Annotated in this window: 11 protein-coding genes and 1 pseudogene; 5 read left to right on the top strand and 7 right to left on the bottom strand. The window is 72.9% G+C overall.

Annotation, left to right across the window (positions count from 1 at the left end):
* Window positions 1-641: SGNH/GDSL hydrolase family protein (locus tag BU198_RS04965; protein WP_317619963.1), on the bottom strand; the 641-nt coding region annotated here is incomplete at its 3' end.
* A gap of 258 nt (window positions 642-899) precedes the next feature.
* Window positions 900-1,253 (bottom strand): annotated as a pseudogene (locus tag BU198_RS04970) (winged helix-turn-helix transcriptional regulator); the annotation flags it as partial.
* Between the two features lie 97 nt (window positions 1,254-1,350).
* On the opposite strand from BU198_RS04970, the gene BU198_RS04975 reads away from it, so the two are divergent.
* Window positions 1,351-2,565 carry a pyridoxal phosphate-dependent aminotransferase gene (locus BU198_RS04975; protein ID WP_188295607.1) on the top strand — a complete coding sequence of 405 codons (1,215 nt, stop codon included), beginning with the start codon at window positions 1,351-1,353 and terminating at the stop codon, window positions 2,563-2,565.
* A 132-nt stretch (window positions 2,566-2,697) separates the two neighbouring features.
* Here the strand turns inward: BU198_RS04975 and BU198_RS04980 are convergent, their stop codons facing one another.
* The 3 genes from BU198_RS04980 to BU198_RS04990 form a co-directional block, all read right to left on the bottom strand.
* A complete protein-coding gene (locus tag BU198_RS04980; RefSeq protein ID WP_188295608.1) occupies window positions 2,698-4,365 on the bottom strand; it encodes a purple acid phosphatase family protein in 1,668 nt (555 codons plus the stop codon).
* A 199-nt stretch (window positions 4,366-4,564) separates the two neighbouring features.
* Window positions 4,565-4,819, bottom strand: coding sequence for a hypothetical protein (locus BU198_RS04985; RefSeq protein ID WP_188295609.1), 255 nt, complete (start codon window positions 4,817-4,819; stop codon window positions 4,565-4,567).
* A 138-nt stretch (window positions 4,820-4,957) separates the two neighbouring features.
* Window positions 4,958-5,374, bottom strand: coding sequence for a (2Fe-2S) ferredoxin domain-containing protein (locus BU198_RS04990; RefSeq protein ID WP_188295610.1), 417 nt, complete (start codon window positions 5,372-5,374; stop codon window positions 4,958-4,960).
* Between the two features lie 253 nt (window positions 5,375-5,627).
* Between BU198_RS04990 and BU198_RS43710 the strand changes: the two genes are divergently transcribed.
* The gene (locus BU198_RS43710; RefSeq protein WP_188295611.1) at window positions 5,628-6,617 is read left to right on the top strand and encodes an AraC family transcriptional regulator; all 990 of its coding nucleotides are present in this window, start codon (window positions 5,628-5,630) and stop codon (window positions 6,615-6,617) included.
* A gap of 222 nt (window positions 6,618-6,839) precedes the next feature.
* Here BU198_RS43710 and BU198_RS05000 read toward each other — a convergent pair whose 3' ends face one another.
* Complete coding sequence (locus BU198_RS05000) at window positions 6,840-8,495, bottom strand: FAD-binding dehydrogenase (RefSeq protein WP_188295612.1); 1,656 nt, start codon at window positions 8,493-8,495, stop codon at window positions 6,840-6,842.
* A 336-nt stretch (window positions 8,496-8,831) separates the two neighbouring features.
* On the opposite strand from BU198_RS05000, the gene BU198_RS05005 reads away from it, so the two are divergent.
* Complete coding sequence (locus BU198_RS05005; RefSeq protein WP_188295613.1) at window positions 8,832-9,770, top strand: SGNH/GDSL hydrolase family protein; 939 nt, start codon at window positions 8,832-8,834, stop codon at window positions 9,768-9,770.
* A 75-nt stretch (window positions 9,771-9,845) separates the two neighbouring features.
* On the opposite strand, the gene BU198_RS05010 is transcribed toward BU198_RS05005, so the two are convergent.
* A complete protein-coding gene (locus BU198_RS05010) occupies window positions 9,846-10,952 on the bottom strand; it encodes a HoxN/HupN/NixA family nickel/cobalt transporter (protein WP_188295614.1) in 1,107 nt (368 codons plus the stop codon).
* 236 nt (window positions 10,953-11,188) lie between these two features.
* Between BU198_RS05010 and BU198_RS05015 the strand changes: the two genes are divergently transcribed.
* Both BU198_RS05015 and BU198_RS05020 read left to right on the top strand, forming a co-directional pair.
* Window positions 11,189-12,142 (top strand): hydrolase, encoded by a 954-nt coding sequence (locus BU198_RS05015; RefSeq protein WP_223243939.1) that lies wholly within the window; start codon window positions 11,189-11,191, stop codon window positions 12,140-12,142.
* 133 nt (window positions 12,143-12,275) lie between these two features.
* Window positions 12,276-12,706 (top strand): CocE/NonD family hydrolase (locus tag BU198_RS05020; RefSeq protein WP_188295615.1); only part of this gene is annotated, 431 nt, incomplete at its 3' end.

Consider the following 12,706-nt stretch of genomic DNA (forward strand, 5'->3'; position numbering starts at 1 on the left):
CCGGGCGGGGCGGCGGCGGGCCGCGGGGCGTGCCAGTCGAAGGCCGCGGGGCGGCCGAGCGCCTCCAGCACGCCCTCGGCGACCCGGCGGTGCCCCTCGGGCGAGAGGTGCAGGCGGTCCTCGGCCCACAGCCGGCGGTCGTCGAAGCAGGGGGCGGAGAACAGGTCGACCACGGCGAACCCCTCCTGCCGGCCCAGCTCCTGGACGAAGGCCTTCATCCGCAGGATGGTGGGCAGCAGCCGGGCACCGCCCGCCATGCGGCGGGTGGGGTCGGTGCTGGTGAACAGCACGACGGTGGCCCCGCCGGCCCGCAGTCCGGCGGCGCAGCGGCCGAGCAGCCGCTCGACCCGCTCGATGTCGCAGCCGGGGCGCAGCACGTCGTTGAGGCCGCCGGCCAGGGTGACCAGCTCGGCGCCCATCGCGGCGGCGGGGGCGAGCTGTTCGTCGTGGATCTGGCCGATGAGCTTGCCGCGGACGGCGAGGTTGGCGTACCGGAAGTCCCCGTCGGAGCGGTCACCGGCCAGCGCCTCGGCGACCCGGTCGGCCCAGCCCCGGTAGTGGCCGTCGGGCAGCAGGTCGTCGCACATGCCTTCGGTGAAGGAGTCCCCGACGGCGACGTAGCTGCGGTAGGTGGTGGGCACGGGCTGGCCTCCGCTCTCCTGGGTCCGCTGAGTCCGCTGAGTCCGCTCTGCGGTCCGACGATCGTACGTGTGGGCCCGGCTGGGGCGGTGTCTGACCCCGGCGCTCATCGCACGTCCACTGTTCGTTTATCGGTCCGCGCCACTCTGGGGGCACGGGGCGGCGGTCGGCGACGGGGGCCTTGCCGCCGCCCCGCCCACCGGGCACGCCCGCGGCCGTCAGCCGGCCACGGCCTCCGGCTCCTCCGCCTTCCCCGGCGTGAACCAGTGCTCGCGCACGGCGTCGGTCGGCCGCTGCTCGCCGAGCGCGGCCAGGCCCCACTCCCCCAACGCCTCGATGACCGGCCGCAGTTCACGGCCGCGCGCGGTCAGTTCGTAGACCGTCGCGTTGGCGGGCCGCTCCAGCCGTCGGCGGGTGGCCAGCCCGTCGCCTTCCAGCTGCTTGAGCCGGGCGGCCAGGATGTCGGTGGAGACTCCGGGCAGGTCGGCGTGCAGGTCGGTGTAGCGGCGCGGGCCGCCGAGGAGCTCACGGACGATCAGGAGGCTCCAGCGCTCCCCCACCGCGTCCAGGGCGCGGGCGACGGCGCAGTACTGGTCGTAGCTTCGGCGTGACATGTGGATCAGCATAGCCAAGAGGTTGGACTTTCCAAGTACACACTTGGTAGAACAAAGCTGAAGCAACGGAGCGGTGGTGACGGTCGGGAGGCCGCAGGTGGAGTTTCGGCAGTCCAGCAAGCTCAATGGCGTGTGCTACGAGATCCGGGGCCCGGTGGTCGACCAGGCCAACGCACTGGAGGAGGCCGGGCACAGCGTGCTGCGGCTGAACACCGGCAACCCGGCCCCGTTCGGCTTCGAGGCGCCCGAGGAGATCATCCAGGACATCATCCGCAACCTGCCCAAGGCGCACGGTTACAGCGACTCGCGCGGCATCCTGCCGGCCCGCCGCGCGGTGGTGCAGTACTACCAGCAGCGCGGGGTCCAGGGCGTCACCGTCAACGACGTCTACCTCGGCAACGGCGTCTCCGAGCTGATCCAGATGGCCGTCACCGCGCTGGTGGACGACGGCGACGAGGTGCTCGTCCCGATGCCCGACTACCCGCTCTGGACGGCCGTGGTCCGGCTGGCCGGCGGCAAGGCCGTGCACTACCTGTGCGACGAGGGGGCCGACTGGTACCCGGACCTGGACGACATCGCCGCCAAGATCACCGCCCGCACCAAGGCGATCGTCGTCATCAACCCCAACAACCCCACCGGCGCGGTCTACCCGAAGGAACTGCTGGAGGGCATCCTCGACCTGGCCCGCCGCCACCGGCTGATGGTGCTGGCCGACGAGATCTACGACAAGATCCTCTACGACGGCACCGAGCACCACTGCCTGGCCGCGCTCGCCGACGACGTGCTCACCCTCACCTTCAACGGCCTCTCCAAGGCCTACCGGGTGGCCGGCTTCCGCAGCGGCTGGCTGGTCGTCTCCGGCCCCACCCAGCACGCCGGCGACTACCTGGAGGGCCTGACCATGCTCTCCGGCATGCGGCTGTGCCCCAACGTGCCCGCCCAGTACGCCGTGCAGGCGGCGCTCGGCGGCCACCAGTCCATCGCCGACCTGGTGCTGCCCTCCGGCCGGCTCACCGAGCAGCGCGACATCGCGGTCAAGGCGCTCAACGAGATCCCCGGCGTCAGCTGCGTCAAGCCCAAGGGCGCGCTGTACGCCTTCGCCAGGCTGGACCCGGCGGTGCACCGGATCGTCGACGACGAGCGGTTCGTGCTGGACCTGCTGCTGCGCGAGAAGATCCACGTCGTCCAGGGCACCGGCTTCAACTGGCCCCGCCCTGACCACTTCCGCTTCGTCACGCTGCCCCGCGCCGACGACCTGGAGACGGCCGTCAACCGGATCGGCCGCTTCCTGGCGACGTACCGGCAGGACTGAACGCGCCGGTGCCCCGGCGTCGGAGGTCCGACGCCGGGGCACCGGGGCACCCGGGACATCTGGGGCACCGCCACGGGCGCGCGCCCCCCGTCGCGCTCCGGCGCCGTGGGGACGAGCGGGGACGAGCGGGGACTACCAGCCCCAGCCGCCGCCCTGGCCGTCGTCGTCCCGGTCCGAGTCCCAGCCCTCGCCGACCTTGCGCAGGATCGTGTAGTTGTCGATCTGCGTGCCGTCCTCGGCCAGCGCGGTGACCTTCATGACCGACTTCTGGCCCAGGTGCTTCGGGGTGACGTCGACCTTGATGAAGGAGTAGCCGGTGTAGCGCACCCGCGACCACTGGATGGTCTCGGGGGTCTTCACCCGGCCCTTGCTCCAGTAGTAGGTCGTGACCTCGTCCTGGTGGTTCTCGTGCCCCTCGTAGGTGTCCGGCACGTCGAACTTGTACAGGCTGCGGCCGGCCGCGCCCGCGGTGACGTAGACCACGCCGTCCTTGGCCGGCTCGATGGTGGCGCCGCTCGGCACCTGCTTCGAGACCTTGTTGCCGAGGATCGCGTCGGTGCGCTCGTAGATGTGGTTGTGGCCGTTGATGACCAGGTCCACCCGGTACTTCTCGAACAGCGGCACCCAGGCCTCGCGGACACCGCCCTCGGAGGCGTGCGCGACGGTGGTGGAGAAGGCGCAGTGGTGGAAGAAGACCACGACGAAGTCGACGGTCTCGTCGTTGCGGAGGTCCTTGAGGGTGCGCTCCAGCCACTTGGTCTGCTTGTTCGCCGAGATGCCCAGGTTGGCCGGGATCTCGTAGGAGACGTCGTTGGCGTCCAGCGAGATGACGCCGACGTTCTTGTAGCGGAACGTGTAGACGCCGGGGACCTTGCGCGGGTCCGGGCCGTTGTCCGGCAGGAAGAAGCGGGAGTTCTCGCCGCCGTAGCCGTTCGGCGAGTACCAGGCCTCGATGTCGTGGTTGCCGTACGCGACCATCCACGGGACGTCGGCGGCGACCGTCTCGGTCTGCACCAGGAAGTCGTCCCAGGTCTTCGCGTTGAAGACGGACTTGTCCGGGTCGGTGCCGGAACCGGCCGGGTCGGCGTAGCAGATGTCGCCGGCGTGCAGGTGGAAGGCCGGCTTCTGGGCCTTGATCACGTTGTCGTTGCCGGCCGCGTGCGCGCTGACGCCCTGGTCGCCGAAGGCGGTGAAGGTGAACGGCTCGTACACCTTGCCCCAGCGGTGGTCGCGGGAGGGCGCGGTGCGGAAGGTGTGCAGGGTGGAGATCTGCTGCTGGGAGGCCGGGTCGAAGCCCTCGTGGCCGACACCGTAGTAGTAGGTGGTGTCGGGGCGCAGGTCCTCCAGCGCCACGTGCAGGTAGTACTGGTCCACCGGCTGGCTGCTCGGGGTCAGCGCCGGGGTGTGCAGGGCCCGGACCTCGGCCTGGACCTTGTGGCCCAGCTCCCACGGCGTCGTGCCGAAGCGCAGGAACGGCTTCTTGACCGGGGCCGGGACCTGCCAGGAGACGCGGAACTGGGTGTCCGGCTCGGGGCCGAACTGGAGGTGACGGCCGATCGGCGCCACCAGCGAACCGTCGATGCCGCTGGTCGTGCCACCGGTCAGCAGCTGCGGGCCGGCCGGGGCGGCGAAGGCCGTCCCGTTGCCCAGCGCGCCGCCGACGGCGACGGCGCCGACGGTCACCGCACCGGCGCGCAGCATCCGGCGGCGGGAGAAACGGGCCCGCAGGTACTCGTGCTGCTCGGCCATGCTCATGCGGTCGGCAAGCTTGGCCGGCACGCCCATGTTGGGGATATCCATGCGCGGGACTCTGTCAGCGGCGCGTGGATCGCGCACGGACGCGGGGTGAACGCGTCGCAGCGTACCCCCCATTCGAACGCAATTGTTCGACCATGATTCGGTAAAGGACGTGTCCGCACGGCCTCGACGCCGCATCATGACCCCCGTGGGCCCCTCGCCCTGAGTGGGCTTCGGCCGCACCGCCGGGGCCCGGGAGGGGTCAGCCGGAGGGCTCGTCCCACTGGGCCGTGGACCGGTTGCCGGTGCCGTCGCAGGTGCGGCAGATCTCGTCCCGGTAGGCGTGCTTGGCGCCGATCGCGTCCACCCGGTAGCGCACGTACACCCCGGTGCCGTCGCAGAGGAAGCAGTTGCCGCCCCCGCCGCCCACCTCGGTGGTGCCGGTGCCCTGGCAGGTCCGGCAGCTGAGGCCGGCGGTCCGGCCGGTGCCCGCGCAGATGCGGCAGACCGTCGTCATCGGCTTCTCCCTCGCGCGGAAACGTCCCGGCGCCGGCCGGGACGGCCCGGCGCCACCGTCATGGTAGTGGTGAAGCCCGCCGGACAGGCGCGGGTAGATACGATCTGACGATCAGTCAGTAACGTCGGGAGTGCGGACTCACTCGGGCAGCCCCTCGCGGACCCGGCGGGAGACCGAGATCAGCTGGAGGTCGAGCAGCCCCGGCGGATCGGCGAGGCCGGGACCGCCCGCCCGCACCCAGGCGGCGATGTCGTCGATCATCTCGTCCATCAGCACGAAGCCCAGCCAGACCGGCCGGCCGCCCGCCGCCCGGCCCTCGGCGGAGGGGCCGACCACCACCACGTTGGACTGGGTGCACACGTCCAGGCACTTGACCGCCCGGACCCGGCCCGCCGGGCCGACCGCCGTCCGCAGCCGCTCGTACTGGCCCGCATGGTCCACCCCGGGGTGCTTCGCCTCGGTGCCGCAGCAGCAGCCCCGGCAGACCGTCACGGTCACGGGGGCGCCGGCGCCCCGCGCGCGCTCGCGGACACCGTCGCGGTCTCGGCGGCTCATCGGATTCCTGACCCCTCCTGGCCGGCGGCACCCTGCGCACCGGCCTCCGCACTGTACCCGTCACCCCTGAGCCGCCCCGGCCGAGGGTCGGATCCCACGTGCCGAAGCCCTCAACAGGAACCCGTCCTTCCCCTAGGATGCGCACGGCTCCACAGCGGTACGGGGGGCGGCACGACCGGAGGAGGGCCGGTCGGACGCCGGGCCGGGGCCACCGGGTCCAGCAGGTGCCGATCTCGCGGACAGGGGGGAATCCGTGGTCACCGAAACAGCGCCGGGCGGGGCCGTGACCGGACCGGTCTCGATCTACGAGGGAAACAGCATCGAGGAGCTCCGCCACGTGGTGGGCGGACGGCTCGCGCCGCACCGGCTGACGGTGCTGGGCGAGCAGCGGCTCCCGGGCCGGTTCCGCTCGTTCCACGAGGGCCCGGTGGCCCTCTACGACCTCGGCTACGGGGCGCCGGTGCGCCTGCGGACCGGGGACCTGCCGGACTTCTACAACGTCATCCTGCCGTACTCGGGGGGCGGCCTGGTCGTCACCAACGGCGCCGAGCTGCCGTCCGCGCTGTCCGTGGCCGGGCCGGGCGACCGGGTCACCATGGAGTGGGACGCCGAGGCCCTGAACGGGGCGCTGGCGATGTCCCGGGAGGCCGTGGAGCAGGCGCTCGCCGTCCGGCTGGGCGACCTGCCGCAGGAGCCGCTGCGCTTCGACCCGGTCCTCGACCCGGCCGATCCCGCCGTCCGGTCCTGGCTCGAACTGGCCGACGCCTTCCGCGCGTTCACCGTCTCGGCGCTCGGCCGCCGGTCCCGCCTCGGCCTCCAGCACTTCGAGCGGCTGCTGGTCGACGGGCTGCTGGACGCCCAGCCCCATTCACTGGGCCGGCCGGCGGACGGCCGCGGCTCCGCGCTGCTGCCGAGCGCCCTGCGCCGGGCCGCCGACTACTGCGCCGAGCACGCCGGTGAGCCGCTCTCGGTCGCCGACATCGCCCTGGCCGCCCGGGTCAGCCTGCGCGCCCTGCGGGAGGGCTTCCGGCGCCACCTGGACACCACGCCGCTGGCCTACCTGCGGCGCGTCCGGCTCGACCGCGCCCACCACGACCTGCTCGCCATCGCCGACGGCCGGGCCCGCGGCACGGTGACCGAGGTCGCCTGCCGCTGGGGCTTCACCCACCTCGGCCGGTTCAGCGCGGACTACCGCCGCGCGTACGGGCATCCGCCCTCGCAGACCCTCGGCCGCGGCGCCTGACCCGTCCTGGGCGGTACGGGGCGGTCCTGGGCCGGCGCGGTACGGGGCCGCGGCGCGGGCTATCCGGAATGCTGCGGCGAAGCCGTCGGGAAGTGGATAGCCGCACCCGGGGCGTCCCGGGCAGGCTGGCTTCCGACCGTGCCGGTGCGCCCCGCACGGGGGAGGGGGCGCACCGGGTCGCGGGACCACGCGCACCCTTCCCCGCACGCCCCCCGCGCGGCGCTACCCGACCGCCCGCGCCGCCGCCCGCCCCGCCGTGCGCCCCGAGAACAGGCAGCCGCCCAGGAACGTCCCCTCCAGCGAGCGGTACCCGTGCACGCCCCCGCCGCCGAAGCCGGCCGCCTCACCGGCCGCGTACACCCCCGCCAGCACCTCGCCGTCCGGCCGCAGCACCCGGGAGGACAGGTCCGTCTCCAGGCCGCCCAGCGACTTGCGGGTCAGGATGTTCAGCCGGACGGCGATCAGCGGGGCGGCGGCCGGGTCGAGCAGGCGGTGCGGGGCTGCGGTGCGCACCAGCCGGTCGCCGAGGTGGCGGCGGGCGCCGTGGATCGCGGTGACCTGGAGGTCCTTGGCGAAGGGGTTGGCCAGCTGCCGGTCGCGGTCCTCGACGGTGCGGCGCAGCCGGTCCGGGTCGATCAGCGGCTCCCGGGTCTTGGCGTTCATGCCCCGGGCGAGGTCGGCGAGGTTGCCCGCGACCACGAAGTCCCGCCCGTGCCGCAGGTGGCCCCGGACGGGTGCGGGGGCGCCGGGCAGCGCGCGGCCGAGCACGCCGCGCACCGACTTCCCGGTGAGGTCCGGGTTCTGCTCGGAGCCGGAGAGGGTGAACTCCTTCTCGATGATGCGCTGGTTGAGCACGAACCAGGTGTACGGGTACCCGGTGGACATGATGTGTTCGAGCGTCCCGAGGGTGTCGAAGCCGGGGAACAGCGGGACGGGCAGCCGCCTGCCGCGCGCGTCCAGCCAGAGCGAGGAGGGGCCCGGCAGGATGCGGATGCCGTGCCTGGCCCAGATCGGGTCCCAGTTCTCGATGCCCTCGGTGTAGTGCCACATCCGGTCGCCGTTGACCAGACTGGCCCCGGCCCGGCCGGCGACGTCCAGCATCAGCCCGTCCACGTGCGCGGGCACCCCGGAGAGCAGCTTGGCGGGCGGCGTGCCGAGCCGGGCCGGCCAGGCCTTGCGGACCAGGTCGTGGTTGCCGCCGATGCCGCCGGAGGTCACGATCACGGCCTGGGCCCGCAGTTCGAAGCTCCCGGCCGGCTCGCGCGAGCTGGCCTCGCCCCGGCCCGCCGGGCTGGGCACCAGCACCTCGCCGGTAACGGTGTCGACGGCGCCCGCGGTGGCGGACAGCCCGGTGACCCGGTGCCGGAAGCGCAGGTCCACCAGTCCGCGCGCGGCGGCGGCGCGGACCCGCCGGACGAAGGGCGCCAGCAGCCCGGGCCCGGTGCCCCAGGTGATGTGGAAGCGCGGCACCGAGTTGCCGGGCCCGTCGGCGAGGAAGCCGCCGCGCTCCGCCCAGCCGACCACCGGGAAGAAGCGCACGCCCATGCCGTGCAGCCAGGAGCGCTTCTCCCCCGCCGCGAATTCCACGTACGCCTCGGCCCAGCGGCGCGGCCAGGCGTCCTCGGGGCGGTCGAAGCCGGCCGTGCCGAGCCAGTCCTGCCAGGCGAGGGCGTGCGAGTCGCGGATGCGCATCCGGCGCTGCTCGGGCGAGTCGACCAGGAAGAGGCCGCCGAAGGACCAGTGCGCCTGGCCGCCGAAGGAGGCCGCGGGCTCCTGGTCGAGCAGGATCACCCGGCGTCCCGCGTCGGCGAGTTCGGCGGTGGCGGCGAGGCCCGCGAGGCCCGCTCCGATGACGATGACGTCGGCGTCCAGGGCCATGCGCAGTCCTCCGTCGCGGCTCGCGGTGGCGGCACGCTCCAGGGCGTGGCCGTCGCTGTGCGCCCGATACTGCGGCCCGCGGTGACGTCCGGTCAACCGCCCGGTGACGACCGCCGGGGCGAATTCCGCTCCGGGCCGTTTCGGAATTGTCTCCGGCGCTCACGCGATACCCGGCGGAGCGGAATGCGAATTGCCGTCGCGGCCGCCTGAAGGAATATCGGCAATTTCCGCGCGAACCATGGACGGCCGGGAAACCTCGCAGTAACTTACCTGCGAGTAGCTGTGGTCCGGCTCTGCACGACCCCCACCCGTCGTTTCTCTCCCCCAGGAGGAACCGTGCTCCGCCCTGCCCGGAAATCCCGGCACCTCCGGAATTCCACCGCGCTCGCCGCGGTCGCCCTCGGCGCCGCGCTCGCCCTCACCTCCACCGCCGCCCAGGCCGCCACCCCGGCGCCGGGGCGCTACGTGGCGCTCGGCGACTCCTACGCCGCCGGCGCCGGGGTGCCCGGCCAGTCGGCCGGCCTGTGCCTGCGCTCCGACCGCAACTACGGCCACCTGGTCGCCGCCGCCCTCAAGGCCGGCACGTACCGCGACGTCACCTGCTCCGCGGCCAAGATCAAGGCGATGACGCAGCCCCAGTACGACGCCTTCATCCGGGTCAACGACCCCCAGCTGGACGCGGTGACCGCCGACACCGACCTGGTCACCCTCGGGATCGGCGGCAACGACCTGGCGGCCAGTGACCTCGGCCTCGGCGAGCTGGTCGCCACCTGCGTCGCCGGCGCCCTCGTCAACCCGCTCGGCACGCCCTGCAAGGACGTCTACCACCACGGCTACTGGGACTGGAGCAGCATGTCCTGGCGGTACGGGAACGACGACCTGGCCGAGCGGATCCGCAGCACCGTCGCCCCGCAGCTCGCCGACACCCTCCGGCGCATCCACGCCAAGGCCCCCGGGGCCAGGGTGCTGCTGGTCGGCTACCCGTCCGTGCTGCCCGCCGACGGCTCCCGGTGCGTGCTGCGCCAGCCGGTGACCCCGGGCGACGTCGAGTACCTGCACGGCGTGCTGGACGGGCTGAACGCCGCCCTGAAGTCCACCGCGGCCGCGAACGGGGCGACGTACGTGGACACCGCGACGCCGACGCTCGGGCACGACGTCTGCTCGGACGACCGCTGGATCGAGGGCGCGCTGCCGGGCTCGCCCGCCGTGCCGTTCCACCCGAACGCGACCGGCGAGCGGGCGATGGCGCAGGCGGTGCTCGCCGCGCTGAAGTAGCCCGCCCGGCCCCCGGGAAGCGCCGAGGGGCCGGCGACCGGACCCCGGTCACCGACCCCTCGAACGCGCCGCGCGCTACTCGGACTTCGCGGGCGCCGAGCCGGCGGCCAGCCCGGCCGACCACTTCTCCTCGACCTTGCCGAGCTTCCAGAACGCGATCGCCGCGGCCCAGGCGAGCACGAACAGCCCGACGATGACGTAGCCGACGAAGTTGAGGTCCAGCTCGCCGATCCAGGCGACCGGCCCGCTGGTGATGTCCAGCTTCTCGCCGAGCAGCCCGATCAGCTCGATCGAGCCGATCACCAGCGCGACCAGCACCGACAACCCGGTGACGGTCAGGTTGTAGTAGATCTTGCGGACCGGCTTGGAGAACGCCCACTCGTACGCGAAGTTCATGAACGAGCCGTCGATGGTGTCCAGCAGGCTCATCCCGGCCGCGAACAGGATCGGCAGGGTGAGCAGCGCGTACCAGGGCAGCGAGAAGGCCGCCGCGCCGCCCGCCAGCACCAGCAGGGACACCTCGGTGGCGGTGTCGAAGCCGAGGCCGAACAGCAGGCCCACCGGGTACATGTGCCAGGGCTTGGTGACGGCCCTGGTGACCCGGCCGAGGATGCGGTTCATCAGCCCGCGCCGCTCCAGCTGGCGCTCCAGCTCCGCCTCGTCGTAGTCGCCCTGGCGCATCCGCCGGAAGACCTTGAGGATGCCGTTGAAGGCGCCCAGGTTGATCAGGCCGAGCAGCAGCAGGAAGGTGCCGGAGACGGCGACGCCGATCAGACCGGTCATCTCGTGCAGCGTCGAGTCGTCGGACTCCACCTGGCCGGCCAGCGAGCGGATGCCCAGGGCCAGCAGCGCGCAGAGGCCGAAGACGATCGAGGAGTGCCCGAGCGAGAACCAGAAGCCGACCGACAGCGGCCGCTTGCCCTGGCCCATCAGCTTGCGGGTGGTGTTGTCGATGGCGGCGATGTGGTCGGCGTCGAAGGCGTGCCGCATGCCGAGGGTGTAGGCGGTCAGGCCCATGCCCGCGCCGAACACCTGGCCGCCGACGTCGTAGTGCTCGGGCTCGACCACGGCGAGCAGCGTGAACCAGCCGATGACGTGCAGAGCGAGGATGAAGCCGCCCATTCCGGCCAGGCGGATCCACTCCTCACGGGTGAGCCGGTCGCGCCAGCGGGGGGCGGTCATCGTCGTGTCCTTTCGGTCGGGCGGGTCGGAGCTGGGCCATCTTTCCGCCTGGACACGCGCAGTTGCAAGTCATGCGCAATTACGAATTCGACTCCCCCCGCTCACGGAGATCGTCACGACCCTTACAAGGCTTCGTAACCTCCGAGGGCTTTCACCGTTCGCTCTACGCGCGGATACTCCCGTTCTACGCGCGAAAACCGGGCCCGACCCCTCGACTCCCCACGGAGGAACGGCACATGACGATCCGCATTCGAACCGCCGCGGCCCTGGCCGGTACGGCGCTGCTCGCGGCCGGTCTCACCACCCCCGCCGCCACGGCCGCTCCCGCCGCCGCTCCCGCCACCAGGGCCGCCGCGGCCGCCGCCCCGCACCGGGTGCTGTTCGACAACAGCAAGGCCGAGACCGCGGGCAACGCCGACTGGATCATCAGCACCAGCCAGCCCGACCCGCTGGCCCAGAACGCCAGTCCCACCACCGAGAAGAGCTGGACGGGCGCCCTCTCCGCCTGGGGCGTCGCCCTCCAGAAGACCGGCCAGTACAGCCTGAAGACCCTCCCGTCCGGCTCCACCATCAGCTACGGCACCGGCGCCGCGCTCGACCTCGCCAACTTCGACACCTTCGTGATCCCGGAGCCCAACATCCGGTTCAGCGCGGGCGAGAAGACCGCGATCATGAAGTTCGTCCAGAACGGCGGCGGGCTCTTCCTGGTCTCCGACCACGTCAACAGCGACCGCAACAACGACGGCTGGGACTCCCCGAAGATCATCAACGACCTGCTGACCAGCAACGGGGTGAACAACAACGACCCGTTCGGCTTCTCGGTCGACCTGCTCAACATCACCACCGACAACCCGCGCGCGGCCGTCGCCCCGGCCGACCCGGTGCTGCACGGCCCCTTCGGCACCGTCACCGGCTCCATCCTGCGCAACGGCACCACCTTCACCCTCAAGCCCGCCGACAACCCGAACGTCAAGGGCCTGGTCTACCGGACCGGCTACAGCGGCAGCACCGGCGCGTTCTTCGTCACCAGCACCTTCGGCTCCGGACGGGTCGCGATCTGGGGCGACAGCTCCCCGATCGACGACGGCACCGGCCAGTCCGGCAACACCCTGTTCAACGGCTGGGACGACCCGGCGGGCACCGACGCCGCCCTCGCCCTCAACGCCACCGCCTGGCTGAGCAAGGCCTGACCGGCCCGGCGGGGTCCTCTCACCGGGGCCCCGCCTGCCGGGGTCCTGCTCGCCGGGGCCCCGCTCGCCAGGCCAAGGGCCGCTCCCTCCCCTAGGGTCGGAATACCGACGCCCGGGACCGATGGGAGCGGCCATGCCGTCCTACGCCTTCCACACCACCCGCGAGGACCTGCGCATCCCGCTGCCCGACGGCACCCTGCTGGCCGCCCGGCTGTGGCGCCCGGTCGGCGACGAGCCCACCCCCACCCTGCTGGAGTACTCCGGCGGCCGGCTCACCGACCGCACCGCCGCCGAGGACGCCCGCCGGCACCCCTGGTACGCGGGCCACGGCTACGCCACCGTCCGGGTCGACACCCGCGGGCACGGCAACTCCGAGGGCACCCCCGGCGAGCCCGGCGGCGAACAGGAGCTGGCCGACGGCGCCGCCGTGGTCGACTGGCTCGCCCACCGCCCCTGGAGCAACGGCCGGCTCGGCCTGCTCGGCGTCGGTCAGGCCGGCACGACGGCACTGCGGGTCGCCGCCCGGGCCCCGGCCACCGTCGGCGCCGTGGTCACCGCCTGCCC

Source organism: Streptomyces sp. CBMA156 (assembly GCF_014596515.1).
Classification (GTDB): Bacteria; Actinomycetota; Actinomycetes; order Streptomycetales; family Streptomycetaceae; genus Kitasatospora.

Bases quoted from the DNA above. Each gene is read 5' to 3' on its own strand.
- BU198_RS04980 (WP_188295608.1), bottom strand. From the start codon at position 4,365: ATGGATATCCCCAACATGGGCGTGCCGGCCAAGCTTGCCGACCGCATG.
- BU198_RS04985 (WP_188295609.1), bottom strand. From the start codon at position 4,819: ATGACGACGGTCTGCCGCATCTGCGCGGGCACCGGCCGGACCGCCGGC.
- BU198_RS04990 (WP_188295610.1), bottom strand. From the start codon at position 5,374: ATGAGCCGCCGAGACCGCGACGGTGTCCGCGAGCGCGCGCGGGGCGCC.
- BU198_RS05000 (WP_188295612.1), bottom strand. From the start codon at position 8,495: ATGGCCCTGGACGCCGACGTCATCGTCATCGGAGCGGGCCTCGCGGGC.
- BU198_RS05010 (WP_188295614.1), bottom strand. From the start codon at position 10,952: ATGACCGCCCCCCGCTGGCGCGACCGGCTCACCCGTGAGGAGTGGATC.
- BU198_RS05015 (WP_223243939.1), top strand. From the start codon at position 11,189: ATGACGATCCGCATTCGAACCGCCGCGGCCCTGGCCGGTACGGCGCTG.